Origin of the sequence: Pedobacter gandavensis (assembly GCF_032678745.1) — a bacterium.
Lineage (GTDB): Bacteria > Bacteroidota > Bacteroidia > Sphingobacteriales > Sphingobacteriaceae > Pedobacter > Pedobacter gandavensis_C.
In genome coordinates, this window is record NZ_JAVTST010000001.1 from 442926 (window position 1) to 469219 (window position 26294).

Consider the following 26294-nt stretch of genomic DNA (forward strand, 5'->3'; position numbering starts at 1 on the left):
TTATTTTAGGGTTTGGATTAAACTACTATATTTTCTTTAAGTTCAGTTTCGGACGCTGCTGCTTTGAATTCATTTTCAACTGCTTTTTCCGCTGGATAGGTTGTTCTTACTGTTGGAGCGTTTATTTCTTCTTCCAGACCAGCAAGATTGATGTTTTTGTGGATCTCTCTTTTCACACCTTCTGAAGCATCTTTAAACTCACGAATACCTTTGCCAAGACCTTTTGCCAGTTCAGGGAGTTTTTTGCCACCAAATAATAGTAAAACTACCACAAGAATGAGCATGATCTCTCCACTGCCCATGTTTAAGAATTCCAATAATACCATGAATTTAAATTTAAAGGTTTTAGCAAAGCTAATGGGCGGAGATTAAAGCCGGATTAAAACGGAATTAAAATGTGATTGGATTTTTTTTGGCCAAATTTGCATTCCTTTTCTAGTTAATAATGGGGAATCTCTGAGGCTTTTAATAGCCATATCTAAGGAATTAACTAATTTATTAGTGTTATTTGATAAATAATTTTATTTTTGGGTATAAATTAAATTTTAAATAAATCTATTCTTATTTTTTCGCTCTCATGGATCATATATTGGAACAGCCTATAATGTTTAAGAACTTAGAAATTGCAAATTTATCTATCGGTGACACGCTTATCAATTTAGGCGAGGTCCTGGAAATCTCAGAAAATGAAGATTGTTATTCTTTGGTTATTGCCAGAAGAGGCCAGCGACAAGTCTGGACTTTTGGAAAAGAGGAAGAGGTGTACGTTTCTTAAGGCTTACATTTCATAAATCAAAGAAAATAACGGGACTTAACTCTGGTGCTTAAATGCAGCCGGCGTAAGCCCGGTATTCTTTTTAAAGTAATTATTGAAATGTGCAGGATAGTCAAAACCCAGACAATATCCAATTTCTGCTACATCCCAGTCTGTTTGCTTCAATAAGGTTTTCGCCTCTGCAACTACCCTGTTACTGATCATCTGCGTAGTGGTTTTACCGGTATGTGATTTGATTACATAGTTGAGGTGGTTCACATGGATGTTGAGCTGCTCGGCAAAATCTGAGGCACTCTTAACCTTTAAAGGATTTGCCGGAGAATCAACTGGAAATTGTCGCTCTAGTAATTCCAGAAATCTAGGTGTAATGCGGTCTGAACTGTCGGTAAGGGCAGGAGTCAGGCTAGCCGACTGGATTTTAATCCCCTCATGAATGATCAGTTTTAAGATGTTTCTGATGACATCAAACTTATATTCATAATCACTCTTTAATTCATCGATCAATTGCAGGAAATATCCGTTAAGGCGTTGATAGGCATCCTCCGTTAAGAAACAACATGGAGAAAGTGCGGGATTAAATAGGGGGCATAACCTTTCCAGTCCTTTTTTTAAGTCCGGGGAGATAAAGGAATCATTGAATAAACAATAATAACCTTTCTGCTCTTCTGAGATCGATTCCCAGGAATAAGGGAGCATAGGATTGGATAAAATTAATGCCGGTCTGTCAATTTCAATTACCTCATTCGCCATATGGAGTCGGCCCTGCCCAACGTTCAGGAATATTTTATAATGGTCCCTTCTGTTGTATGGACTTACCTTACTGCAATAACTGCGCTCCTTAACATTAAAATGGCTTGGATTTCCAGAGAAGTTTAACAATTCTTCGGGAATGGTCTGATTGGTTCTTTTATAGAACTGATCAATGGTTTCAACAGTTTGCATCGTTAAGGTATTTATCGAATTTGGGCTATTTTAATAAAGGAGCCGATTGAATATTTCAAAGAATAAATATAGGGTAATTTGTGTTTCCCTTCTCAAAATATTCCTTAAATAGGTAACTTTTACGCGATAGTGTAGCAAGGCTTCTTTAAGAATGCCATTTTTGTATAGATGAAACAGACCGAAAACTATAAACCTATGACTAAAACCTTACTCAGTTTAATACTGGTGGCGGGCTTAAGTTCTCCAGGATTTGCTCAGGAGAACCTGACTTACCAATTGCCTCCAAAAAGTATTGTTGACCTTGTGGATGCCCCAGGTAGTCCAACGGTGCGATTTAATAAAAGTGGCAGCCTGATGTTGCTGCTTTCATCTCCTGGATATGCCTCCATTGAACAGGTCGCGCAACCTGTTATCGGATTGGCAGGAATCAGGATTAATCCGGCCAATAACTCTACGGAAGGAGAGGTCTCTGGTATATATAATGGCCTGACGATTAAAGACCTGAAAACGGGAAAAGAAAGTAAGGTAGCCGGTTTGCCGGAAAAAATGAGAATGACCAATATCAGCTGGAATGCAGATGGGAATTTCTTCGCCTTTAGCAATAACACTTTAAATGGGGTGGAACTATGGCTGGTGGATGTTCAGAACCTGAAAGCGAACAGGCTAACCAATGGTTTGTTGAATGATGCTTATGGTACCACTTTGCAATGGCACCCGGATGGGAAGCGCATCCTTGCTCAGTTTATTCTGCCAACACGTGGGGCTAAACCCATAGAAAATATAGTGCCTACCGGACCTGTTGTTCAGGAAAATATGGGCGTAGTAACCCCTTCAAGGACTTATCAGAACCTGCTTAAAAATACTTATGATCAAAGTCTGATGGCTTATTATTTGAGTTCAGAATTGCAGGAGGTAGATTTGAATGGTCAGACCACAAAAATTGCAGGTCCTGCAATTTACCGTAAAGCGGCTTATTCCCCTGATGGGAAATACCTGATGGTACAAACCATTGAAACACCATATTCTTATCTGGTACCTATTTATTATTTCCCTTTCCAAACTACGATTCTGGATACACAAGGGAAAACAGTTAAAGCCCTATATCATGCGCCATTGGCAGAGAAATTGCCTACTGGTTTTGATGCGGTAGCGATGGGCCCACGTGCTTACGAATGGAGAAGCGATGCGCCTGCTACTATCATTTGGGCAGAAGCGCAGGATAAAGGTGATCCAAACTTAAAATCGGAAGTGCGTGATGCTTTATATATGCTCAAAGCACCATTTTCAGGCAATTCTGTAAAGCTGTATAGTATGGCTTTAAGGTATAGTGGGGTAGAATGGGGCAATCAAAATTATGCCATTCTAAAAGAGCAATGGAAAAAAGACCGGAGTTCAAAAATGACCCTGATCAATCCGGAAAGCGGAAAAATAGTCAAGGTGATTTCGACAAGGTCTTCGGAGGATACTTATGCTGATCCTGGAGATTTTCTCTATGGAAAAGGGCCTTTCTCTGAAAAGGTGTTGTTGTTTGATAAAGCTGCAGCAGGAGTGGTTTTTACCAAAGGAGCTGGTGCCTCTCCACAAGGTGATCGCCCTTTCATTTTAAAATGGAACCTGATCTCCAATAAACAGGATACTTTGTTTAAGTCTAAAGCGCCTTATTATGAGGAACCAGTGTTTTTTAACAATACAGGGAAGGTTTATATTTCCAGAGAATCTACAGAAGAAACACCTAATATTTTTGCGGTAGACCTGAAAAACAAGTCTGAACAGGCTTTAACCAGTTTCTCTGATCCATATCCGAGCTTAAAAGGGGTGCAAAAGACCTTGCTTTCTTATCCACGTAAGGACGGGATTAAGCTGTCTGCTACTTTATATGTACCTAAAGATTTTAAGAAAGAAAACGGACCATTGCCAGTATTGATCTGGGCTTACCCACGTGAGTTTAAAAGTCTGGCAGCAGCCGGACAGGTTAAAGGTTCGCCATATCGTTTCACCAGGTTAGCTTTCCGTTCGCCTGTATTCTGGGTAACCAGAGGGTATGCGGTATTGGATCAGGCAGACATGCCGATTGTTGGAGAAGGAAAAGAAGAGCCTAATGATACTTTCCTGGAGCAGATTGAAGACAATGCAACTTCTTTGATCAATTATGTAGTGGATATGGGCGTTGCTGATAGGGCTAGAATTGCAGTAGGAGGTCACTCTTATGGTGCATTCATGACGGCCAACTTATTGGCGCATACCAATCTTTTTGCTGCTGGAATTGCGAGAAGTGGTGCTTACAACCGTACTTTAACTCCTTTTGGTTTCCAGGTGGAAGCACGTACGTATTGGGAGGCCATGGATGTTTACAACAAAATGTCGCCTTTCAATTATGCCAACAAAATCAAAACACCATTATTGATGACTCATGGTATTGACGATGAAAACTCAGGTACTTTCCCGATTCAGAGTGAGCGTTTGTATAGCGCGATCAAAGGGCATGGAGGTACAGTTAGATTAGTTTTACTGCCTAAAGAATTCCATGGCTACAGAAGCAGGGAATCTATCCTTCATACCTTCTGGGAGCAGGACCAATGGTTGGAAAAATACGTAAAGAATAAAAAATCAAGCGCGAGCAAATAGTAAGCCTGATGATCAACAAAAAATGCCTCCTGGTTCTTAGATCAGGAGGCATTTTTTGTTTATAGGTGCTGAATATTAGTTTACACCGCCTTTTCTTGTTGGCTTAACTTGTGGAGGCCATACGCCTGGTTCTCCTGTTCTTGGGTTGATCGGTAAAATGCTTTTCTCTCTGGACGTTGTTTCCGGATCTTCGCTCGCCATATAGGCCAGGATAGCCGTTAATATCGCATTGCTTCTTACATCATCAAAAACTACCTTATCATAAGTATCTCTATTGGTATGCCAGGTATAAGTACCATAAGACCAGCTATTAGAGCTTAAAGAAAAAGCAGGGGCTCCAGCCGCCACAAAAGAGGCGAAATCTGAACCTCCGCCACCTGGTGTACCAGGGAAAGTAGTTGCGATTTGTTTTCTGATCTCTTCCGGTACAGCGGATAACCATTTGCCTAAATAGCCATAAGAATTTAAGAAGCCTTGTCCGGCAAGGTTAACCACGCGGCCTGTTCCATTGTCCTGGTTAAATACTACCTGAATGTTTTTAACGATTTCCGGATGGTCTTCTACGAAGGCCCTTGATCCGTTTAAGCCTTGCTCTTCACTACCCCAATGACCCACGAGGATCGTTCTTTTTGGATTAGGATAGATTTTCTTCAGGATTCTGATTGCTTCCATCATGGTAATGGTTCCGGTACCGTTATCTGTTGCACCTGTACCACCATCCCAGGAGTCAAAATGCGCAGAAAGGATCACATATTCATTTGGTTTTTCTGTGCCTTTGATTTCGGCAATGGTATTGAACGTAGGCACCATTCCCAACTCTTTAGAGCCAACGTTTACACTGATTTTAGGCTTAGATCCTGATTCAGTAAGACGGTACAATAGGCCGTAATCTTCTAAAGAGATGTCGATTGAAGGGATTTTGGTGGTATTGGCACCGAATATTTTGTTGACACCAAAGCCAGAAGACCAGTTGCTGGTGACCACACCTAATGCTCCTGCACTTTCAAATGCCAGTGCTAATGCTTTCAGGTTTAGTCCGGTTTTACTGATTCTTGATCTCCATGCATTGGTTTGCAGGGTTCTGTCCTTTTTCATTTTCTCAAAAGATTCCGGAGTAGCAAATTCCTGCCAGTTGTAGTCTGGTCTGCCGGTAGGTTGATTCATAGAAAACATTACGAATTTACCTTTAACGCTTGGCAACCAGCTTTTAAAAGAAACAGAATCGGGTAGGTCAGGGTAGATGATCATTTCTCCAACCACTGCTTTTCCTTTCGTACTTGGACTCCAGGCCAATTGCATTCCTTCCAGGGATTTTACGCGTGGATAAACCATGTCTATATGAGAAATGCCACGTTCCCAACCGCGCCATTCTCCCCATTGTTCATTTTTTGCGGGGATGCCCCAGCTTGTATATTTGGCGATTGCCCAATCGTTTGCTTGTTTCATTTGAGGGGAACCGACTAATCTGGGGCCTACCATATCTAACAGCTCATGGGCAAGTTTTTCCAGCTGAGAGTTTTCAGTCGCTTCCTTGACGATCAGGTCGATAGTTTCCTTTTTAGTTTGGGCATAGCTGACATTTCCTGTGATCAGCATGGCCATAAAAAACACTTTGGTTGCCCTTTTTAATCCGGTTATGGAAGGGTTTGTTGGTTTGGTTTTCATGAATTCTTTACTTTTATGTAATGGAAGTATTGGTAAGGGAAGGTAAGGAAAATGCTTCCAACCTGTCAAAAAGGAACAAACTTGATACAATCCGTCCATTTTAAAAAATCAAAAGGTTATCTTCGCGGAAAAAAATAAATGCTGGAAATTGTATATCAGGACGATCATCTGATTGCCATCAATAAGCCTCATGGTTTATTGGTACACCGTTCTTCTATTGCTAGTGATGCCACAGAATTTGCGCTGCAAATGCTAAGGGATCAGATAAATAAGTATGTTAGCCCTGTACATCGTTTAGATCGTAAGACCAGTGGTTTACTGCTTTTTGCTTTTGATAAAGAAACGGAAATCGCGATGCATCAGCAATTTCAAAATGCACAGGTAGAAAAGAAATACCTGGCGATTTTGAGAGGTTATGCGCCAGATAGCGAGGAGATTGATTACCCATTGGCCAAAGAAAACGGCAATATGCAAGAGGCATTTACCGCTTTTGTAACGCTACAGCGTGCAGAGCTGGAAGTTGCTTTAGGGAAACATCCTACTTCCAGGTATTCATTGGTAGAAGCTACACCTACTACCGGAAGGATGCACCAGTTGCGCAGACATTTTGCACATATCTTTTACCCGATTATCGGAGATCGTAAGCATGGTTGTAACAAACAAAACAAGTTTTTCAAAGAGCAATGGGAGATGACGACGATGTTGTTACACGCTTCAGAATTGAAATTCGAACATCCGGTGACTAAAGAAACCATTCATTTGAAAGCGAACGTTCAGGACGAGTTTAAGAGAGTGATGGACCTGATGAACTTTACGCTTTAATTACCTTCATTTAAAACCAATACCATGTTTTCAAAAGATCAGGCTGCACAGTTAAAACAGTCTTTCTGGACGACCTTCGGTCAATATATAGCGCCCCATCAATCTGCTGAGGGGATGCGGATCAATTGGGTGAATTATAAAACAGGCATCAAGTATTTGAATTTCAAGATGCATGTAGATAAGAAATCCGCTTATATCGCGATAGAAATGTCGCACCCTGATCCGGGAATGCAAGAGCTGATTTTTGAGGAATTCCTTTCTTTTAAGACGATGTTGCAGAATAGTCTGGAAGAGGACTGGGATTGGGAACTACATACTACGGATGAAAATTATAAAACCGTGAGCAGGATTGTAAAACACCTTCCTGATGTGAGTATTTTTAAAGAAACAGACTGGCCAAAGCTGATTTCTTTTTTGAAGCCAAGATTGATTGCACTGGACGAGTTTTGGTGTGATGCAAAGGATGGTTTCGATACGTTTAAATAGGGGATAGCTTTGTCTCTGTAAATTTGCTCTTTTTTATAAAGGAGTTGAAGATGGTTATCTAATTATTTATGAATACATTAGAGTAGTGTTTTATTACTAATTATGATTTTCTATTTAATGCTCTCAAAAATAAACACCTGATATCAGGTGTTTTGAATAGTTTTATTCAGTTTCAGCTGTCTATTTCCTTTGGAATGTTAAATGATGTCAATTTGTGATAATCCATGGATAATTGCAGTCATCATTTTCGAAATTTTATGAAACTAGCTCGTCTTACTTTGATGTTATTCTCAATGTTGTTTTTTACTGGTTGTAGTCAAGCTCAAAATGGGTCGAATTTTGACCTGGATTTTGAAGAATGTAAAAAAAACTTCAATAAAGAATTAATCGATCATTTCCCAGAAAAGATGGATTACTCTGATCATTCAGATTATACCTGCAAAACCAATAAGAAGAAGAATAATGTTGGATTACTATTGTATCAATATGGAGTTAGTTTGGAAAGGATAAAGTTAATTGAAGACAATGCAAAAAGTAAAGCCATTTCAGCATACAATTCATCGGATTCATGTTTATTAATTGTTAATCGTTTTGAGACTAGAGAAACGCTTGAAAATAATGACATCCCGGAAGTATTAAGTAAGCATTTGCTTAACAGAAGTTGTTATGAAGGCAAGTTTCCCCTTCCAAATTTTGTTGACTATGAAAACTATAATATTAATACTGAAACTAAATTGGATAATGGATTCGATCTGTATGTTATTGAGGCTAAGTCAAATTACAACTTTGGGTATAGCGAGTTAGAGTCGAACTCACAAATGCCCGAAAAATGGAAGAATGGATATACAAAAGGTGTTGCAATAAATAAGAAAAAAAATACTGTGATCTATTGGGGGATTATCTGGTGAGATAATTAAAACTCAAATTGCAGTACGTTGTAGGAAACAAGATTCTATGATTTGGAGAAGGGATAAAAGTAATTTTTAGAAGACTAACTAAGGATATTATGTTGTTTAAAGTTAAATTTTCAGTTTTAATATTTTTTTTTGGATTTGCTTTGATTTTGTGTAATCCAAATGACAGAAATAATTTAGTGAGCCATTCTAAAAAAAAAGTGGTTTATAACAAAGTTAAATTAGAAAAATATGATATACCTTTTGATTCACTATTAGAAAAAATAAATATTAAAATAAATGGGAGTTGGGATCCTCCTGTCCGTATGGATGGAAACAAAGATTTCATGGTACTTTATAATGCTCCAGACAAATATTATGATGATTTTTTGAGAGTTATGAAAAACAAAAATTATCAAGAGAGTAAGAAAATGATATGCGTTTTTGCTGCTCAAAAATTAAATTTTGAGAAGTATCTTGATTTTGCAAATTATTGTTTGGCAATGTTTGAAAAGGATAATCTGAGTGAAGATATCCTGTTTTTTGTTTTGTTTCCTAATGGTTGGAATACAAGACTTCGGTTTGCTGAAAAATATGATGATCCACGTGTTCATGAGCTATTTAAAAAAGTATTAAATAAAAAGGATATTTCGGATAGGTCTAAAATTAGCTTAAATCATATTTATACGGGAGCCACATGGACGTCTGGTCCGAAATAGTACCACAAATTATAGTTACGAGTATGCGCTAGGTGATCATCTTGGAAATGCACGATTGTACTTTAATATAGAATCCGATACCGCGCGGAAAATACAGGAGATGGATTACTATCCATTTAGACTAGGCATCCAACGGAATGTTGTTGGTACGGAGAATAAATACCAGTATAATGGTAAGGAGAAGCAAGATCAGGAAAAGATGTACGATTATGGGGCTAGATTCTATGACCCGGTGATAGGGAGATGGAATGTAATTGATCCTCTGGCAGAGGTAAACAGGCGTTGGTCTCCTTATCGATATGCTTATAATAACCCGATCAGATATATCGATGCCGATGGAATGATCGAACGAGATCCGGCAACTGGCAATATAATCTTTACTTCGTCAGGAAATAGCTTCACAAGAGATGCCATAAATGCTAGTGGAACTTACTCGTTGACATAGCAGATTGGGACAATACGCACTGATAAAAAAACGGATGTCTTCGTTGATAAGTTAAGTGGTATTAAATTTACAGGTAAAGACGGGAAGATTACGCTCGTAGATATAGAAAACTCAACGAGGTTTGACCCTTGGAGATGGTGAATTCGTTATTGATGCAGAAGCCGCTGGTAAAATTTTAAAGGATGAATATACAGATTTAGGGATAGCAGATAAAGGTTCATCGGGTATAGAAGTTCCAGATCATGATGTGATGACAGTGGGAGGAAGTAAAATTGGGGATGTTTGGTAACCTTTTCACTCAGCTACATCTAAATCCGAGGGCTATACATCAAAAGACGATATAGGCACTGTAAGAAAAAAAAAAACCGACAAGAAGCAACGAATTATGTGAAGTATGAGAAAGGAACAGAGGGATTCAATCAAATTATGGATTATTTAAGAAGATATTTCAAAAAAAATGAAAAAGAATAATTTAAATTTAACGACAACTATTGCTTTGGTTGCATTCCTTTGCTTTTTTGGTTGTTCTAATGCGTTTGTCAACGGGCAACTTCAATTAAAATATCTGTCTCTTTCTGATCCTGTTAAACAAAATCAAACATGCGAAAGACATATAGAAGTTCTGTATAAGAGAAATTCATCTACAGAATTTACTCCAGATGATCGAGTTATACTTGATAAATTGGGATTGAATAGAAAAGATCGAATAAAAGTCTTTCATGAGTATTTGAACTTTTATGGAGACACTTGCGTTAGTAACAAATACTTTTCAAACATTTACGGGCGAAGTCAGAATAGAGCTGAGATGGTGAAAAAGAATATAAGATATCCCGTAGAAGTTGAAGCTCTATATTCTATAACAACTATGTTGTTTAAAGGGAGTGTAATTGTCTCTCCGGTTCTAATAAATCAGCAAACGGGAAAAGTGTGTAATTTCAACCGGAATGATATAGATATAGTTTATAAAATATACAAAGAATGGCTTAAAAAAATGGAGAAGAGGAATTTCTCTAAATTATCTTGGCCATTAGAAAATGGCAATTATAAGTGGTTGGGTGAGGATGCTGTTGATGATATTGAAAGTCTCTTGAAAGAATCTTTGTAGATTGAAGCTGTTTGATTACGGCGCTAGGTTCTATGACCCGGTGATAGGGCGCTGGAATGTAATTGATCCTATGTCATCGATTATTCCAGGCTATACACCTTATAATTATTGCTATAATAATCCCATAAACGCAATTGATCCAGATGGAATGTTAGCAACATATAATTGGAAGACGGGTAATTATGAAGATGATGGCGAAATTGTAAGTTGGAGTACTGTTCAACAACAGATAACTGAGAGAAGAATGGGAACAACCTACTCATTTAAATCGGGTAATGGAGGTGTAAACCCAGTAGTTAACGAAAAAAAGGGCAATAAGAATAATATATTTTACTATAATGGTTCTAGCTTTCAAGCGAACAGTTTACAGACACTAAAAGGAAGAGATGATGCTGATGATAGAATTGGCGCATTTGGCTCAATTGTTACCTTAGGTGATTCTGAAATTGGACAGATCTTGGGGCAAGCAAGTTATATTTTCTATGATCTATATAAAAATGATATAGAGGGTACAATAATGAAAGAATCGGTAGGTGGAACATTGGATTACAAGAATGCAGCATATCAAATGTTAAAGATAGATCGTTCAGCTTTGATTCAAATTAGTGGTAAAGTATACAATGCAAATGAAGCAGGTAATCTTCTATGGGGGATGGTGTTGGAGTATCATAGTTCATTAATTGATCCTAACTGGTTGGCTGAAAAGGGGACTAGAGGTAGAAATGATGAACCTTGGGAGCAAAGGGCCATTTCAGCGGGTCGTGCAATAGCGAGAAAGTATATGAAGGCTAATGAGAATTTTAAAAATAGAGTACTTGAAGAACGTTTGCACAATAGACAATAATTTATGAAAAGAAATCTGTTATTATTAATTAGTGTAGCTTGCCTACTTATATCTTGTAAGACTGAAAACAAAAGACATGAAGAGTTTTTTAAGCAAAATTTTGCTTCCTTGGATTCTATAAGAATCTATATTGAGGGGGAAATAAAAACGAAAAAATTTGATGATAATGAAGTTGGTATTTTGTTTACATCTGAACCACAATATAGTAAATATAAAAATCTCATTTTTGACCGTACTTTAGTCTTAAAAATGAATGCATTGAAAATTAAGCAGATACGATGTGTTACAGAACAGAAGGACGAATGTGGAATATTTGATGTTATTTATATTCAGTTAATAGCAAACAAAATACCGGATGATAAAGTCGTGTATTACGTTTATGACAGATGCGATAAGTTTAAAGATTTTGAAAATCAAAAAATCTATCAAAAGAAGTTACGGAAAAATTGGGGGATATTGATTGATCGAACTTAAAGTTTTATTAAGTATTAGATTACGAGGCAAGATTCTATGACCCGGTGATTGGAAGGTGAAGTATCCTGGATCCGCTTTCTGTGCAGATGCTGTGGCATTCTCCATATGATTATTCTTTTAACAATCTGATAAGATTTATAAATTAAGACGAAATTATTGATAAAATAGGAGATGGCTTATTTGACGTTAGATTTGTGATTGCAGATGATTCCCTTTCATTAGAAGAAGTTAATATGTATAATGGATTATTATCTTTGTTGCTTTTGATGAGTTAAGATTTTATAGCTGAACCGTTCATCATTGGGGGCTGATATTTTTACAACTTTATGTTAGATTTGGTGATAAAATCATGCAAGCATAGGAGCTTCTGAGAAGCATTAATTTAGAATGACACAGTTCATGAAACCCTCCCCAATTTTAGAATCGCTTAAGCAACCGTTTTTACAAGTCATTTTTTATGTGCTTATTTATGAAGTAATCATCATGAATTTTATATCTGAAGGATTTATTAAGATGAACTTAGCGTTAGGAATTACAGCAATATATTTATTCTATTTGTATGTGATTTTAAGTTTGGTATTGTTCTTAATGACTTATCTTCTAAAAATGAATCGATTTATAAATTCTGTAATATTAATTATCTTTTTTTTTGTTATATCTTTTTACAGTGTAAAGGACTCCCAGTCATTCGCGTTATTAATTTGGGCTAACGTTGCAGTAAGTACCTTTGTGTCATATTTTATTATAAGTAAATTTAATCAAAAATAAGGGGAGAGGCTTAAGTGTTGTCTGTCAATATGATTGATGACCCACTGAAAGGATTAGGGAATCAGATTGAAGAATTAATTAAGGAAAAAAACGGAGTTAGGTTTTCTTATGATGTTTTAAAGCAAGTAGAAAACTTGCGAAGATACTTCAAAAGGAAAAAGATAGAATTCAAAATACTTTTGTACATTTCCCTCTAATCATCCATTCTGAGTTCCGCCTGGTCAAGCGTATCAGCTTTATAAATGGGGTTTAAATCAGGCATAAATTATGGAATTAAAAAAAATACTACTGTGGGCTGGTGGAGTTGTGTTGATGCTGTGGGCAATTGGAAAATGCAATGAGTCGAACGGGATTGGTATCGATCAGCTAACAGCTGCTACATCAACATCAAAACAGAAGGACTCAAATCCACAGTACTCGAAGGCATCCAAAGAGTTGTCTTTGGTTGATACAGCGGATGCAACACCTGAATATAAGTGGCTATATTACGATGATGAGGATAAGATGACTTCTAAAAAGGATTATTATGCCGAATTAATTGCAAATGAGGAATTGGAATTTGGTTTTCCTTATAACGGCGGTTCAGTTGCCACCTTGATTCTGAGAAAGAAAAGAGATGAAAATCATGTAATCTTACAAATATCAAAGGGACAATTTATTCATAATTATTCGGGAGCTTCGGTAAAAGTAAGATTTGGGGATTCAAAAGCTAATGTTTATTCTATTTCTAGACCTGCTGATCATAGTTCTGATGTTGTTTTTATAGACAATACGGCTAGGTTTATATCAAATTTGAAGAAGCATAAAAAATTGTTAATCGAGGCAGAATTCTATAAAGAAGGATCAAGACAAATGGCTTTTGATATCGAAGGATTTAAATGGGATCATTAACTAAGTAATATGAGTAAATAATATCAAATCTGGACGATAAATAAGACCGCATTAAAACTCTAATTTGTAACTGAGGTTAGGGATGAAAATGGCCTCCCTTCGCAAATCGACCTCCTGTGTCTGGTAGTTAAAACTAAATGCTGAGAATTCTTTATACATCGTGGCATTGATCAGCTTCAAGGCAATCTCATAACCTCTTCTTTTCCCGTTTTTACGGTAGCTCGCGCTTAAATGGGAAGTAAATGCAGCAGGTAATTGAAGAGAAAAGGCCTCTTTTTCTTTGAAAATAGCGTCTTGCGCTAGAAAAGAAGCAGGCTGATCTATTGGGCTGTAATGGTCTCCACCTTGGTAATTCAACCGTATATTCAAGCCAATTACGTTTTGTTTTAATCGACCGGTTTGCCATTCTTTTCCTGCTAAAACATTCACACTGAAGTTCCGATTGTATCTGGTAGACCTCCAGATTTGGTCTCCGCCACGATATCGGGAGCTAAATACTGAGCCGCTTAGCATATAGTAGTACCCTTTGGATAAATACCTTTCCAAGCTCAGGTCTATTCCATAGTTTTCTCCCTGCCCGGTATTCTCTAGTTTTTCTTTGAAAAACCAATCGTTTTGGATATTAATCAACGATAAAGAGCTGTCTTTTACAACAGGTATATTGAATAGTTTTTGATAATAGGCTTCTAGTTTTAAATGGGTGGTTTCAGATAGATTGAGGTCGTATCCAGCTACCAAATGATGTGCCTTGCTAAAGTCGAGCGATTTATTGATTGCTCCATTCCAGTATTGTTCATTTCTGATGAAATAATAATTGAGTCGTTCTAGTCTGCTGTGCAAGCCATAGGCTATGCTCAATGCCTGCTTTTGGTTCAATTTGTATTTTATACCAACTCTGGGTTCAATCGTATAATGTTGGTTTAAGCTAAACCATTGTACGTTTAGTCCAAGATTCATAGTCCAGCTGTCTGTAAAGTTAAAGGTAGAATTGCTATAAGCGGCAAGTAGCGCAGCATTCCCGTTCTGGTCAACAATAGTATGCAAGGGCGCTCCTGGTTGAAGGGCTTCTTTCAACAGGATGTCGTAGCTTAAACCAGTTGCTTGAAAACCGGTTCTGTTGCTATGGATAGGGCTGATTTTTGTATTCAGGAAGGAGGAAAGCACTATGGAATTGTTCTGTTGTTTGATTCTGTCTTTCGGCAGTAATAGCTGCGCGCTGTTTAAACGTTCGGTATGTAGGTTGATGCCGTTAAAAGTGCTGGCTAAAGTGGTTTTTGTGTATTGCATGGGGTTTAAGAACAGCTTGTGACTGAGTCCGATGGCACCCATATATTGCTTTACATCCTGATCTTCCATATCGCTATCATATTTCCGCTCTTCTGGTTTTGATTTCGGCTCCCCACCTGAACGATCGATTAAGCCGATTCCCCAAAGGGAAAAAGTACCAGAGCGTGGTGTCGGGAAGTTCAGCTTAAAGGAAAGATCCTGGTATTTTATACCTCCTGCATTGTCGGGGAGTAAGCCGCCAAGTAGGGCAAGGGTAGAGTAGCGGTAATTAAAAAGATAGGAAGATTTACTTTTTTGTTTAAATGGACCTTCCAGGGAAGCGTCGATGCCGATAATGCCCAATTGAACTGTACCTTCTCTTTTTTCGGAATTCCCATTTCTGAGTTGGAGATCAAAAACTCCAGAAAGTGCATTGTTATATTCTGCAGGGAAGGCTCCTGAAAAGAAGTCGGAATTACCCAGTACCTGGATGCTGAGCGCTGTTAATCCGCCACCACCAAAAGCACCCAGATCAGCAAAATGATTGGGATTTGGGATTTCCACACCTTCCAGTTTCCATTGTAATGCCTGTGGACTGTTGCCTCGAACCACGATGGCATTGTTGCCAATATTACTGGAAACCCCTGCAAAAGAAGCAACCAGTCTGGCGGGATCATCAAAACCTCCTGCATATCGCCTTGCTTCCTCTGGACTGAGCATCCTTGCGCTAACCGTAGCGGTAGGATTCAAGGCTTGTTGTTTGTTCAGCTGAGGAGTGATCGTAATTTCATCTAAAGCCTGTACGTTTTCTTTCATCGGAATCGTTAGGAATACTTCTTTTGAAGAGGATACCTGAACTTCTTTTACCTGGCTTGGTTCGTAGCCTGTTAAAGAAACCTGTATGGTATATCGACCAATGGGCACATTCCTGAGTTCGAAGTTGCCCATTTCATCAGTGATACCGGCGTACTTGCTATTTAGAATAGAGACCGTTACAAATGGCAGGGCGGCACTCGAAGCCCGGTCAATTACAGTTCCACGGATCTTTTGTAGGGGTTGTTGCGCAAGAGCATACCAGGAGTAAATGAGGAGCGGAAGTAAAAGCGTGATAAATCTGAGCATAACAAATGATGGTTTAAGGAAAGTATAAAGCTCTCTTTAAAGCACGATCACTACAATACTGATTTATCAGTACAAGGCGCTGAAATTTACTGATTTATAGGACTTACACCAATCCGAGTTTGGAGGCATACACCACTGCTTCCATGGAGTTGTTGACCCCTAGTTTTTGTAGTATCCTTTGTCTGTGGGTATTTACCGTATGTACGCTAATGTCAAGTTGACCGGAGATTTCCTTGCTCAACAAGCCGTCCCTTACCATTTTCAGGATTTGTCTCTCCCTGTTGGTTAAAGTTGCATCTATTTCCTCCTGTTCATTAGCCGTTTCTTTTTGAACCGGAATGATCTTACCCGTTCGGAAATTGAGGAGTTGACTTTTAAAATCTGCCTCCAGGTTCTGATCCGGAGAGAAATCTATGATGCTAAAAGCCAGCCATAGGTTCCCATTTACATCTAATTCCAGAATCTGATGTTGTTCTACCACCCGGACATATTCGTCGGCTGCATTTAAAATCCTGTACTCATTGATTAATTTGTAATTGTGCTTTTCATCGCTGGAGAACTCATAGAACAGCTTGATGAGCATGATCCCGTTTTTGGAAAGTTCAAGATAATCCTCCGGATGAATCTTGGAGTCCAGTAACTTCTGCTGCCCATCTGCCAGATGCTCATGATGATAGCCTAATAAATAGCTAAAGTTGGAAGAGTAGAAAGCATGTTCTTTTTTGAAAAAATCAAATACACTAATCCCGCTGTTTCCGAGACTGGCTAAACTTTGAAGCATAGGCTTATGTTGCTCCAGGATGTTATAGTCTAAGCTTTCCGGAATAAATTGTTGTCGGTTTAAGAGTTCAAAATAGGTATGATCCAGGTTTTTTCGGTTGAGTTCTTCCATCTGTTAAGATTAAAAATTAGCGTTATTGTTCAACATTACCGTTGATTCATTAAACTAATGTAATTGTTTTTTTATTGATTTTAATTAGCCCTTGCTCAGGAAGATACCTGCGCTTGGACCGGGAGGGAGGACTATTATCGCAGGCCTGACTAAGGGAATGGACTTCGCCATTACCAGAAATGCTTATCTTTGGCTTAAACCGGAGCTTTTGCTCCTAAATTATTCAGGTGTGAAGAATATCCAGCCAGAACTTAGAACTGTTAATGTGACCAGATACGTTACCCCTTTACGCGAAGGGGGATCGATGCCTGCAATCGCTGAAGCAGATGACGACTTTTTATATGTACTTAAATTTCGTGGCGCCGGACAAGGTCTGCGGGCACTCATTGCCGAATTAATTGGTGGCGAGATTGCACGTACGCTTGGTTTACGGATGCCCGAATTGGTTTTTGCACAATTAGAGAAAGATTTCGGACGAATTGAACCGGATGAAGAGATTCAGGATTTACTGCGGACGAGTGTTGGGCTTAATCTGGCCCTGCATTACCTTTCCGGTGCAATTACTTTTGATCCATTGGTAAATCAGGTGGACGAAAAAACGGCCTCGCAGATTGTTTGGTTGGATGCTTTCCTAACCAATATGGACCGCACTGCCCGAAATACCAATATGTTGATCTGGCATAAAGAATTATGGTTGATCGACCATGGCGCTGCTTTGTACTTCCATCATGCTATGGAAAACTGGGAGGAACAGGCGGTAAGACCATTTACGCTGATTAAGGATCATGTGCTATTGAGCCAGGCTTCGGAATTGGAGGAGGTAGATGCGATGTTTAAAGCCATACTTACACCAGAAAAAATCAGAGCCATTGTTTCCTTAATTCCAGACGACTGGTTGATCAGGGATAATAATTTTGAATCTATAGCAGCACACCGCGAAGTATATTCCAATTTTCTGGAATTACGCCTCGCAAATACAGGGATTTTTGTAAAAGAAGCACAGAATGCAAGAGAAGCACTTATTTGAGTATGCCGTGATCCGCGTCGTACCAAGGGTAGAACGGGAAGAATTTCTTAATGTGGGGATCATACTGTATTGTTCCAAACAAAAGTTTTTACAAACATCATTTGAACTGAATGAGGAGCGTCTTGCTGCCTTTGCCTGTAAACTGGATCCACAGGAACTGGCTGATCATTTGCACTCATTTGAGCTGATCAGCAAAGGTGGTAAAGCGGGAGGGACGATTGGTCAGCTGGACATGGCTTCGCGCTTTCGCTGGTTAACCGCAACGCGTAGTACGGTGGTACAAACCTCTAAAACTCATCCTGGTTTATGTCTGGATGCCGGAGAAACTTTGAAAAAATTATACGAACAGCTGGTGCTATAACTAGCTGTTGATACCCATGGCGTAAAGAATGATGTTTACGCCAAATTTGGTATTGTCTTCTGCCAGAAATCGCTTGTTCCTGAAATCATAATCCCATTCGCAGCCATAGTCTTTATTGCTGTACAACACCCCAATCCGGTTGTTTACGGTGATCGCTTTCAGGTAATCATGCACCAAATCATCTCCCCAGCCATTCAATTCAAATGAAGTGGTAGGTGGGCCGTTTTCAAAGTTGAAAAAGGAATGATAGATTTTATGCTGGTTGGAGATCTTTTTTAAAGCAGTTGCACCAAACAGATTGCTCATTTGTGTTTCAAATGATTTGGCAAACAAGCCATCAATATCGTGGTTACAATCGTCTACGAATACAAAACCCCCATTGTTCACATATTTCTTGAAATTGGCCGCTTCCTGCTGGTCGAACTGCACTAGCTTATGGCCGCTTAAATAGCAGAAAGGATAATTGAAAAGATCATGACTACTCAATTCTACGATCTTTTCTTCCGGATCTAAAGGGATGGTGGTATACTCCAACAAAGAGTTGAGCAGGTTGGAAGGCATCCGCTGATCTGTATCCCAGTTTCCGGATTTATACTTTATTCTCGCAAATGTGAACTTTGATCTTTGCATCGTTCTAAAATAACGTCAATTTTCAATACAATCCAGGTTTTAACCAGAGATATCTTGTAATTTTTTTGATATTCTGGTCAGGGATTAGGAATAAATACATGGAGAGCGCTATATTGAATCACAATCTTTACCTCATTAAACCTCAATGCTTTGGAAATTTCAGAAAATAACGTAAAAAACCTGATCCATAAAATTACCCTGTTAAAAGAAGAAATTCAAAAAGTGATTGTCGGACAAGACCTCATCATTGAGGAAATGCTGGTTGCTTTGCTTGCTGGTGGACATTGTTTACTGGAGGGTGTACCCGGACTGGCAAAAACACTAATGGTGCGTACCATGTCGCAGGCCCTCGATCTTTCTTTTAGAAGAATTCAGTTTACCCCAGACCTCATGCCTACCGATATCATTGGTACAGAGATTTTGGAAGAAGACCATGTAACCGGCAAAAGATTTTTTAAGTTCAATAAAGGACCTTTATTCGCGAATATCATTTTAGCGGATGAGATCAACAGGACACCGCCAAAAACGCAATCTGCTTTATTAGAAGCGATGCAGGAGTTTGAAGTCACTTATGGCGGACATACTTATCCATTAGACCGACCATTTTTTATCCTTGCCACACAAAATCCTATTGAACAGGCCGGTACTTATCCGCTTCCTGAAGCACAACTGGATCGTTTTCTATTGTATATTAAAATCGGATACCCTACTGCTGCCGAGGAGACTAAAATCCTGAGCAGTACTACCGGCTCTGTTAAAAATAAGGTGCAAGCTGTAATCGGAGCGGAGGAAATCAAACAACTTCAGGCACTGACCAGAGAGGTGAGTATCAGTGATGACCTGATTTCCTATGTGTCGGAGCTGATCAGGGCAACACGCCCGGATACCAGTACCATTGCCTACGTGAAAGAATGGGTGCGTTGGGGTGCAGGTCCCAGAGCCGGACAAGCATTGATCTTAACGGCTAAAGCCAGGGCATTGATCCATGGCCGTTATGCCGTTGTGATGGAAGATTTACAAACCATGGCCTTTCCGGTATTGAGGCACCGCATATTGATGAATTTTAAAGCAGATGCAGAACAGGTAACTGCCGATATGGTGGCTGATGAACTGCTGAAAGCAATTTCAAGACCGAAAATCAATATTTAATGAGCAAACTGCTGGATCCGAAGGTGATGATGGCGATTAAAGAGCTGTCATTGTCGGCGAAAATGACGATAGATGGTTTTATGAGCGGCATTCATAAAAGTACGGTTAAAGGCCCCGGACTGGAGTTTAGCCAGTATCGGAGTTATCAGCCGGGCGACGACCTGCGTTCTCTGGACTGGAAGATGTTTGCCCGCTCAGACCGTTATTATATCCGCGAATCAGAAGTGGAAACGAACATTAGTATCCGCCTGTTGGTAGATGCCAGTGCCTCCATGAATCATCAGGACGGGGAGTTTCGAAAGATTGATTATGCCCGTTATTTGGCTGCTTCGCTGGCTTACCTGGGGAATTTGCAGGGAGATGCTATTGGTTTATATGTGTTTAAAGATAGCGGTATCTTCTCCATGGTAGCCAAACAGGACTTTCAGCACCTCGCCAGGTTGTTCTACCAATTGGAACAGGTAAAGCCAGAAGGAACCTTTACCAAAGCTATAAATTATAAAGAACTCTATGCAGGCGCTCAAAAACGTGAATTACTCATTTTTGTCACCGATCTTTATGAAGTAAACCAAGAGATCTTTGATTTGCTGGATACCTTAAACACCTTGAAACATGAAGTGTTGGTTTTTCATTTGATGGCTGCGAATGAAATGAATTTAGATTTTAAGGGCTTCAGTACTTTTGAAGACCTGGAAAGCGGTAAAACCATCCAGATTGATCAGGAATCCGCAAGGACGGCATATCAGGAGAACTTAAAGCAGTACCTCGAACAAATCAGGACTAAAATGCTGGACAGGAGGATTTCTTATCGGTTGATCCAGACAGATCAGCCACTAGACCAGGCATTGAGAGATTTTTTGAATCAAAGAAACAAATTAAAGATATAAAGATATCATTGTGCATTTACTCTATCCCATAGGTTTAATCGCGTTGGCCGGACTCATTGTCCCGCTGATCATCCACCTGTGGAAGTTAAAGCAGGGGAAAACGCTTCGCATTGGAAGTATTGCACTTTTGGGCACAAGCTCGCCCTTTACTTCCAGAAGTTACCAGATCACCGATTGGCTCTTGCTGTTTTTAAGGATGCTGCTGATTGCCTTACTGGCTTTTCTGCTGGCAGAGCCTTATATGAAAAAAGGGAAGGAAGAGGCATTGCAAAAAGGTTGGCTGTTATTGGAAAAAGAGCAGTTGCCAAAACTGTATAAAACGGAGAGAAAGCGCATTGATTCTTTGATTCAGGCAGGATATGAATTGCATGATTTCGGTTTGAAGTTTCAAGAGATTAGTTTAAAGGATACGCTGAATGTAAACTCAGGAAGTACAACTGCTGTCAGCAAGATGCCTAAACTTAGCTACCATGCTTTATTACGAACGCTGAATGCCCAAATCAAATCGAATTTCCCGGTTTACCTTTATGCGGATCGCCGCTTGGAAGAACTGGGAGGCGCATTGCCAGCTATTGATTTCCGTTTAACATGGAAAGCTATTAAATCAACAGATACGCTAGGTACCTGGACGAGCAACTTCGCGCATAAAACTTTTGAAGCGACTTCCAGTTCTGCCTTGACTACTTTTAAAAGACTGGATGAGGCTCAGGAAGGGACCGGAATTAAGGTGTTGATCTATGGAGACGATTCTAATGAAGATTTAAAATACTTAAAGGCAGCAATCCAGGCGATTGCTAAGGAAAGCAAACGAAATATTGAGGTTGATGTCTTTAATGAAAAGAATAACAGTGATTTAAGATTTGATGTTGGCTTCTGGATTTCTACAAAAGGAGTTAGCTCCGGCTTCCTGGCTAGCCTGCGTGATGGCGCTCGCTTGTTTAATTATGCCGGTGAAAAAAACATTGCCCTTAATTCCTGGTTGGTTGCAGAACCAGAAGGAAAAGGGAACGCGGAGCTAATCAGCTTACGCAAAAGAACCATTGCAGCTGTCTACCCTGGAGCGAAAATCTGGACGGACGGATTTGGTACTCCCTTATTGACCCGGACAAAAGAAAAAGCACTTGATCATTATCGTTTTTATAGTCGCCTAAACCCCATTTGGAATGAGCTGGTATGGAAGGAGAAATTTGTAGAGTTGATGATGCCGATTCTATTAGGGGATGATGGAACAGATACCGGTTTTGGTTTCGAAATGAGTCCTGTTGATCAGCGAAGGAGTTTCCTGAGTTTAAACCCGTCATCTGGAGGGCTTTTATCCTCCGGATCATCTGAAATAGTTAATAAAGAAGTCGCCATTCAAAGTGTAGGCCTAGCTCAAGAGGAATCGCTTCAAAAAGTATTTTGGATAATGGCCATCCTGGTTTTTACCACAGAACGTATCCTTTCTTTCCGTCTTAAAAATAGAGAACAGCATGGTTGAGCAGGAAAAGATACCTCGTATAGAAAAGCTTAGGAAACAGTGGACTGTGGTGCTACTTTTCCAGATTCTGGCATTAAGTCTGGGGCTGGCTTTAATTTTCGGCACTTTAGCCATTTACTTGTTTGACTGGTCGGCCTGGGTGTTTTCTGTCTTGTTTCTGATTGCTGTCTCCCTGTTGAGTTGTTTTAAGCCATTCTGGAAAGTAAGCAAATTACAGATTTGCCGGTATTTGAATGAAAAATATCCGGAACTGGAAGAAAGCGCCGAGCTATTGTTAAAAGATAGGGAGTCTTGTACACAGTTGGAACGGTTACAGCAAGATAAAATTAGCGGAGTGCTGAATCACATGCCTGCGCCAAGGCTGCCATTCCATAAATTAAGATGGGCAGGTTTGGTATTGCTGATGGGCATAGCGATGAGTCTTGGCATTTCTTTTCTAAAGCCAATAGCAGGCGCTCAGTCAGCTTTAGCAGCAAATGAGAAGGCTCAGAGTGTAAAAGAAAAGGTATTGCCGGAGATCGCGTCTTTTTCATTGTTGATCAAAGCACCTGCTTATACCGCTGTGCCGGAAAGAACACAAGCTAAGTTTGCCTTTACCGCAGAAAACGGGGCATTATTGAAATGGGACATCCGTACGACCTTACCGGTTAAGGTATTGAAACTAATTTTTAATGATCAGGAAGTTGCGGTGTTAAAGTCGCAGGATGGGGAAGGAAAGGTATGGCAGTATTTTAAAACCTTTAGGAAATCGGGTTTTTATCAGGTAGAAATCGATGGTAAAAAATCGGAGCTTTATCTGATGACTCTCATACCGGATCTTCCGGCGGTGATCCGGATCAGCCAGCCTAAACCACATACCAGCATCGATTATGGGCAGGCACAGCAAGTTCGCTTAAACCTGGATTTAACCGATGATTATGGGCTACAGTCTGCATATGTGGCTGCTACAATGGCGAGTGGGAAAGGAGAAGGCGTGAGTTTCACAGAAAAGAAGCTGGACTTTAAGGAGGTTTTTAATAACCGGAAATCGATGTCGTTAACGAAACTGATCGACCTTAAAGCCTTGGGAATGAAACCTGGGGATGAACTTTATTTCTATGTCAAAGCTTTTGATAATCTAGGGCAAATGAGTAGATCTGACGTGTATTTTGTGTCCATTGTAGATACGGCCGAATTGATGAGTATGGCCGGCATGACGAATGGTGTAAATCTGGTGCCGGAGTATTTTAGAAGTCAGCGGCAGATTATTATTGATACAGAAAAGCTCCTTGCTGAAAAAAGCGGGATCACTGAAGAAAGTTTTAAAAACCGGAGTAATGAGCTGGGAATGGATCAAAAGTTATTGAGACTTCGCTATGGAAAGTTCCTGGGGGAAGAGTCTGAAACAGAGATTGGTGCTGATCATGACCATAAAGAAGGGGAAAAGGAGGATCATCATGAGCATGAAGAAGGAAAGGGCGAAGAAGGTCATCAACATGGAAATGAAAAAGAGAGTACAGAGAAATTTGGGGATGTGAAAGCCATAATGGACAGTTATGCGCATAAACATGACATTGCTGAAGATGCTACTTTCTTTGAGCCGGAATTAAAAGCGCAGTTGAAGGCGGTTTTGACAGAAATGTGGAAGTCAGAATTGCAATTGAGAACCTATAAAACCCGGGATGCCTTACCATTTGAATATAAAGCTTTGCGTTTACTGAAAGACCTTCAGCAAAAATCGAGGGCTTATGTGGCTAAGACCAGCGTTAAAGTAACACAGTTGAAGGAAGAAAAACGCTTGTCGGGCACATTGGATAAGATCGGCACACCTGTACAAAAAAGCGATTATGAAACTGATGAAAAACAGCAGCAATTGCTAAAACAAGCGCTTACGGTATTGGAGAATAGAAAAGTTAATGCTGGCTTTAGCGAAAAAGAGCAGCTATTGATGAGAGAAACAGAGCAATATATGATCATCGCAGCCTCAGATCAACCGGTACTCTACTTACCTGCTTTAGCGGCAGGGCGTAAACTCTTATCCCCTAAAGGTGGATCAGGAAAAGACATTGCATTGCTGCAAAAAGCGATGCTTAGAATGTTAGGTTCGGTACAGGTTAGTCCTCAGTTACCGGATGTGGCTCCGGCCTCTACATTGGGTCAGAAATATTTCAATCAGCTTAAAAAAGGGGGACGATAAATGGAGTTTAAATACCTGGCAATCGGAATTTGTGTGGCATTGGGCCTTTTCCTCCTGATCACTGAGGCAAGAAGAAAGCGTAAAGCGCAACTGTTTTTGCGATTGGTTGCAAGTACCATCGCTGTCTTATGTTTTTATTTTCTGTTGTACCCTCCGGTGTACAGTAGCAAAAAAACTGAAGGGGCTGTAGCGTTCAATTTACTTACTGCAGGAACCAGTACTAAAGATTTAAAAGGATTATCTTATTCTATAGATGATCAGGTGTTTAAGGATTACAAGAAGTCTGGTGTTCGCTACATTTCTGACCTGGAGTACTTTCTGCAATCAAATCCTGATCTGCAGGAAATTCATATTTATGGCTATGGTTTAAGTTCGGATCAGTTGCAATTATTAAAAGGAAAACTGCTTAGTTTTCATCAGGAACCTGAACAGGGCAGCTTAACTGCTCTAAACTGGAATGCTCAGCTTAAGGCTACGGAGCAATTGAACATACAGGGTACTTACCGGCATATTGGACCAGGCTCGGTAAAACTCCTGCTGGAAGGTTTGGGAACAAAGCTGGATTCTGTAAGTATTGTTCAAAATGGCGCGATATCTTTTAGTTTAACTACCCGACCACAACAAGCGGGGAAAGCGGTTTTCCGGTTGATTGGCCTGAAAGAAAAGGATACCTTATTTAGCGCCCCGGTTCCTCTGGAGATCAAATCTTCCGATCCGGTAAGGGTTTTGATGCTGGCCTCTAACCCTGACTTTGAGTATAAATTCCTGAAGAACTGGCTCTATGAGAAACAATATCCCCTGATTTTTAGAACACGGATCAGTAAAGATAAATACAGCACAGATTTTCTGAATACAACAATAAATGAAATCCATAGTATTAGTCCGGCACTGTTGAGCAAAATGGATCTGTTGATCCTGGACGAAGAAGAGCTGGCACAACTATCCGGAGCGGAACTTTCTAATGTGAAGCGTGCTGTGGAAGCTGGTTTGGGATTGTTTATCAGGGCGAGTACGCTTAAAGGAAATGTCGGAACTGGTCTTGGAACCGACCCTGGACGTTATGAGTTGACAGCCATAAAGAACAAAGCTTTAAGGGGCGGCTTTGTTGGCCAGACTGGAATGCTTAGTCCTTTACCGCTGGAGCAAAGTCTGTTTTTAAAGCATGGGGCCAAGGATCTGCCTTTATTTCAGGAAGCTGAAGGGAAGATCCTGGTCAGCAGCAGCATTTATGGTATGGGCCGACAAACCCTTTCGGTGTTGCCTGCTACTTATCAATGGTTGCTTATGGGCTCGAATGCCGATTATGCGCAATTCTGGTCAGAAATGCTCCATAAAACAGCAAGAGCTACCGAAGTTCCTCAAACCTGGTCGATCAGCCCGGCTGTTCCTACGCTGGGGGAAAGAATAAATGTCTCTATCGCTCTACCTCAAAAAACTACGCTTCCTCAGTTTAAAATAGAAAACATAAGGATGGCGCCAATACAAAACAGGGAGCTTCCTGGGCAATGGCAATTGAATACCTGGGCTACACAGCAAGGATGGAATACCCTCAGCTCTGGTAATAATCAGGATTTCTTTTATGTCTATGCAGCCGAAGACTGGCAGCAGCTGAAAGATGCTCAAAAGCAATTGGCTACCAGTCAGTTTGTGAAAGCATATCCCATTTCTACTAATGTTTTGAAATCTAGCGTTTTATTGGAAGAAAAACTTTCTTTATGGTGGTTTTTTATTCCTTTGTTGATTTCTGTCAGTTTTTTGTGGTATGAAACTAAAATGTTATAATATTTCTTGAATTTTCCTTTCTTAATTTAGTTAAATTGGGAGTATTATTAACCTAACTAACTGAACCA

The 26294-nt window shown here is 39.8% G+C and carries 25 protein-coding genes; 19 read left to right on the top strand and 6 right to left on the bottom strand.

Annotation, left to right across the window (positions count from 1 at the left end; translation table 11 throughout):
* Nucleotides 1-17: 17 nt before the first annotated feature.
* Entirely contained in the window at nt 18-326 is a 309-nt protein-coding gene (locus tag R2S10_RS01720) for a twin-arginine translocase TatA/TatE family subunit (RefSeq protein ID WP_316838707.1), read from the bottom strand.
* 278 nt (nt 327-604) lie between these two features.
* On the opposite strand from R2S10_RS01720, the gene R2S10_RS01725 reads away from it, so the two are divergent.
* Nucleotides 605-775, top strand: a complete 171-nt coding sequence (locus R2S10_RS01725; RefSeq protein ID WP_316838708.1) for a hypothetical protein — start codon at nt 605-607, stop codon at nt 773-775.
* A gap of 36 nt (nt 776-811) precedes the next feature.
* Here the strand turns inward: R2S10_RS01725 and R2S10_RS01730 are convergent, their stop codons facing one another.
* Complete coding sequence (locus R2S10_RS01730) at nt 812-1717, bottom strand: AraC family transcriptional regulator (protein WP_316838709.1); 906 nt, start codon at nt 1715-1717, stop codon at nt 812-814.
* Between the two features lie 168 nt (nt 1718-1885).
* On the opposite strand from R2S10_RS01730, the gene R2S10_RS01735 reads away from it, so the two are divergent.
* Complete coding sequence (locus R2S10_RS01735; protein WP_316838710.1) at nt 1886-4342, top strand: alpha/beta hydrolase family protein; 2457 nt, start codon at nt 1886-1888, stop codon at nt 4340-4342.
* Between the two features lie 75 nt (nt 4343-4417).
* Here the strand turns inward: R2S10_RS01735 and R2S10_RS01740 are convergent, their stop codons facing one another.
* Complete coding sequence (locus R2S10_RS01740; protein ID WP_316838711.1) at nt 4418-6007, bottom strand: M20/M25/M40 family metallo-hydrolase; 1590 nt, start codon at nt 6005-6007, stop codon at nt 4418-4420.
* A 138-nt stretch (nt 6008-6145) separates the two neighbouring features.
* On the opposite strand from R2S10_RS01740, the gene R2S10_RS01745 reads away from it, so the two are divergent.
* From R2S10_RS01745 to R2S10_RS01790, 10 genes are all read left to right on the top strand, one after another.
* The gene (locus R2S10_RS01745) at nt 6146-6829 is read left to right on the top strand and encodes a pseudouridine synthase (protein ID WP_316838712.1); all 684 of its coding nucleotides are present in this window, start codon (nt 6146-6148) and stop codon (nt 6827-6829) included.
* Nucleotides 6830-6853: 24 nt separating this feature from the next.
* Nucleotides 6854-7315 carry a DUF4268 domain-containing protein gene (locus R2S10_RS01750; protein WP_316838713.1) on the top strand — a complete coding sequence of 154 codons (462 nt, stop codon included), beginning with the start codon at nt 6854-6856 and terminating at the stop codon, nt 7313-7315.
* Between the two features lie 257 nt (nt 7316-7572).
* Nucleotides 7573-8223 (top strand): hypothetical protein, encoded by a 651-nt coding sequence (locus R2S10_RS01755; RefSeq protein ID WP_316838714.1) that lies wholly within the window; start codon nt 7573-7575, stop codon nt 8221-8223.
* Nucleotides 8224-8321: 98 nt separating this feature from the next.
* The gene (locus R2S10_RS01760; RefSeq protein WP_316838715.1) at nt 8322-8927 is read left to right on the top strand and encodes a hypothetical protein; all 606 of its coding nucleotides are present in this window, start codon (nt 8322-8324) and stop codon (nt 8925-8927) included.
* 100 nt (nt 8928-9027) lie between these two features.
* On the top strand, nt 9028-9372 hold the full coding sequence (locus R2S10_RS01765) for an RHS repeat-associated core domain-containing protein (RefSeq protein ID WP_316838716.1): 345 nt from the start codon (nt 9028-9030) through the stop codon (nt 9370-9372).
* A 121-nt stretch (nt 9373-9493) separates the two neighbouring features.
* Complete coding sequence (locus R2S10_RS01770; protein WP_316838717.1) at nt 9494-9661, top strand: hypothetical protein; 168 nt, start codon at nt 9494-9496, stop codon at nt 9659-9661.
* Nucleotides 9662-9829: 168 nt separating this feature from the next.
* Nucleotides 9830-10477 carry a hypothetical protein gene (locus R2S10_RS01775; protein ID WP_316838718.1) on the top strand — a complete coding sequence of 216 codons (648 nt, stop codon included), beginning with the start codon at nt 9830-9832 and terminating at the stop codon, nt 10475-10477.
* A 1-nt stretch (nt 10478) separates the two neighbouring features.
* Nucleotides 10479-11321: an RHS repeat-associated core domain-containing protein gene (locus R2S10_RS01780; RefSeq protein WP_316838719.1), complete on the top strand. Its 843-nt coding sequence runs from the start codon at nt 10479-10481 to the stop codon at nt 11319-11321.
* A 3-nt stretch (nt 11322-11324) separates the two neighbouring features.
* Nucleotides 11325-11795, top strand: a complete 471-nt coding sequence (locus R2S10_RS01785; RefSeq protein WP_316838720.1) for a hypothetical protein — start codon at nt 11325-11327, stop codon at nt 11793-11795.
* 1035 nt (nt 11796-12830) lie between these two features.
* Complete coding sequence (locus tag R2S10_RS01790; RefSeq protein WP_316838721.1) at nt 12831-13454, top strand: hypothetical protein; 624 nt, start codon at nt 12831-12833, stop codon at nt 13452-13454.
* A 51-nt stretch (nt 13455-13505) separates the two neighbouring features.
* Here the strand turns inward: R2S10_RS01790 and R2S10_RS01795 are convergent, their stop codons facing one another.
* Together R2S10_RS01795 and R2S10_RS01800 are read right to left on the bottom strand one after the other, a co-directional pair.
* Entirely contained in the window at nt 13506-15842 is a 2337-nt protein-coding gene (locus R2S10_RS01795; protein ID WP_316838722.1) for a TonB-dependent receptor, read from the bottom strand.
* 103 nt (nt 15843-15945) lie between these two features.
* On the bottom strand, nt 15946-16734 hold the full coding sequence (locus R2S10_RS01800; protein WP_316838723.1) for a LuxR C-terminal-related transcriptional regulator: 789 nt from the start codon (nt 16732-16734) through the stop codon (nt 15946-15948).
* 229 nt (nt 16735-16963) lie between these two features.
* Between R2S10_RS01800 and R2S10_RS01805 the strand changes: the two genes are divergently transcribed.
* Complete coding sequence (locus R2S10_RS01805; protein ID WP_316839868.1) at nt 16964-17761, top strand: HipA family kinase; 798 nt, start codon at nt 16964-16966, stop codon at nt 17759-17761.
* Nucleotides 17739-18122, top strand: coding sequence for a DUF3037 domain-containing protein (locus R2S10_RS01810; protein ID WP_316838724.1), 384 nt, complete (start codon nt 17739-17741; stop codon nt 18120-18122). Before R2S10_RS01805 ends, R2S10_RS01810 begins: the two co-directional genes overlap by 23 nt.
* On the opposite strand, the gene R2S10_RS01815 is transcribed toward R2S10_RS01810, so the two are convergent.
* Entirely contained in the window at nt 18123-18752 is a 630-nt protein-coding gene (locus R2S10_RS01815) for a DUF4159 domain-containing protein (RefSeq protein WP_316838725.1), read from the bottom strand.
* 150 nt (nt 18753-18902) lie between these two features.
* Here R2S10_RS01815 and R2S10_RS01820 point away from each other — a divergent pair, with 150 nt between their 5' ends.
* Genes R2S10_RS01820 through R2S10_RS01840 form a run of 5 tightly spaced genes read left to right on the top strand, consistent with a single transcriptional unit; the run spans nt 18903 to nt 26226 of the window.
* Complete coding sequence (locus tag R2S10_RS01820) at nt 18903-19901, top strand: MoxR family ATPase (protein ID WP_316838726.1); 999 nt, start codon at nt 18903-18905, stop codon at nt 19899-19901.
* The gene (locus tag R2S10_RS01825; RefSeq protein ID WP_316838727.1) at nt 19901-20788 is read left to right on the top strand and encodes a DUF58 domain-containing protein; all 888 of its coding nucleotides are present in this window, start codon (nt 19901-19903) and stop codon (nt 20786-20788) included. The genes R2S10_RS01820 and R2S10_RS01825 overlap by 1 nt, the downstream gene beginning before the upstream one ends.
* A 10-nt stretch (nt 20789-20798) precedes the next feature.
* Complete coding sequence (locus R2S10_RS01830; RefSeq protein WP_316838728.1) at nt 20799-22268, top strand: BatA domain-containing protein; 1470 nt, start codon at nt 20799-20801, stop codon at nt 22266-22268.
* Nucleotides 22261-24444 carry a hypothetical protein gene (locus tag R2S10_RS01835; protein ID WP_316838729.1) on the top strand — a complete coding sequence of 728 codons (2184 nt, stop codon included), beginning with the start codon at nt 22261-22263 and terminating at the stop codon, nt 24442-24444. The genes R2S10_RS01830 and R2S10_RS01835 overlap by 8 nt, the downstream gene beginning before the upstream one ends.
* A complete protein-coding gene (locus R2S10_RS01840) occupies nt 24445-26226 on the top strand; it encodes a hypothetical protein (RefSeq protein ID WP_316838730.1) in 1782 nt (593 codons plus the stop codon).
* Nucleotides 26227-26294: the final 68 nt, after the last annotated feature.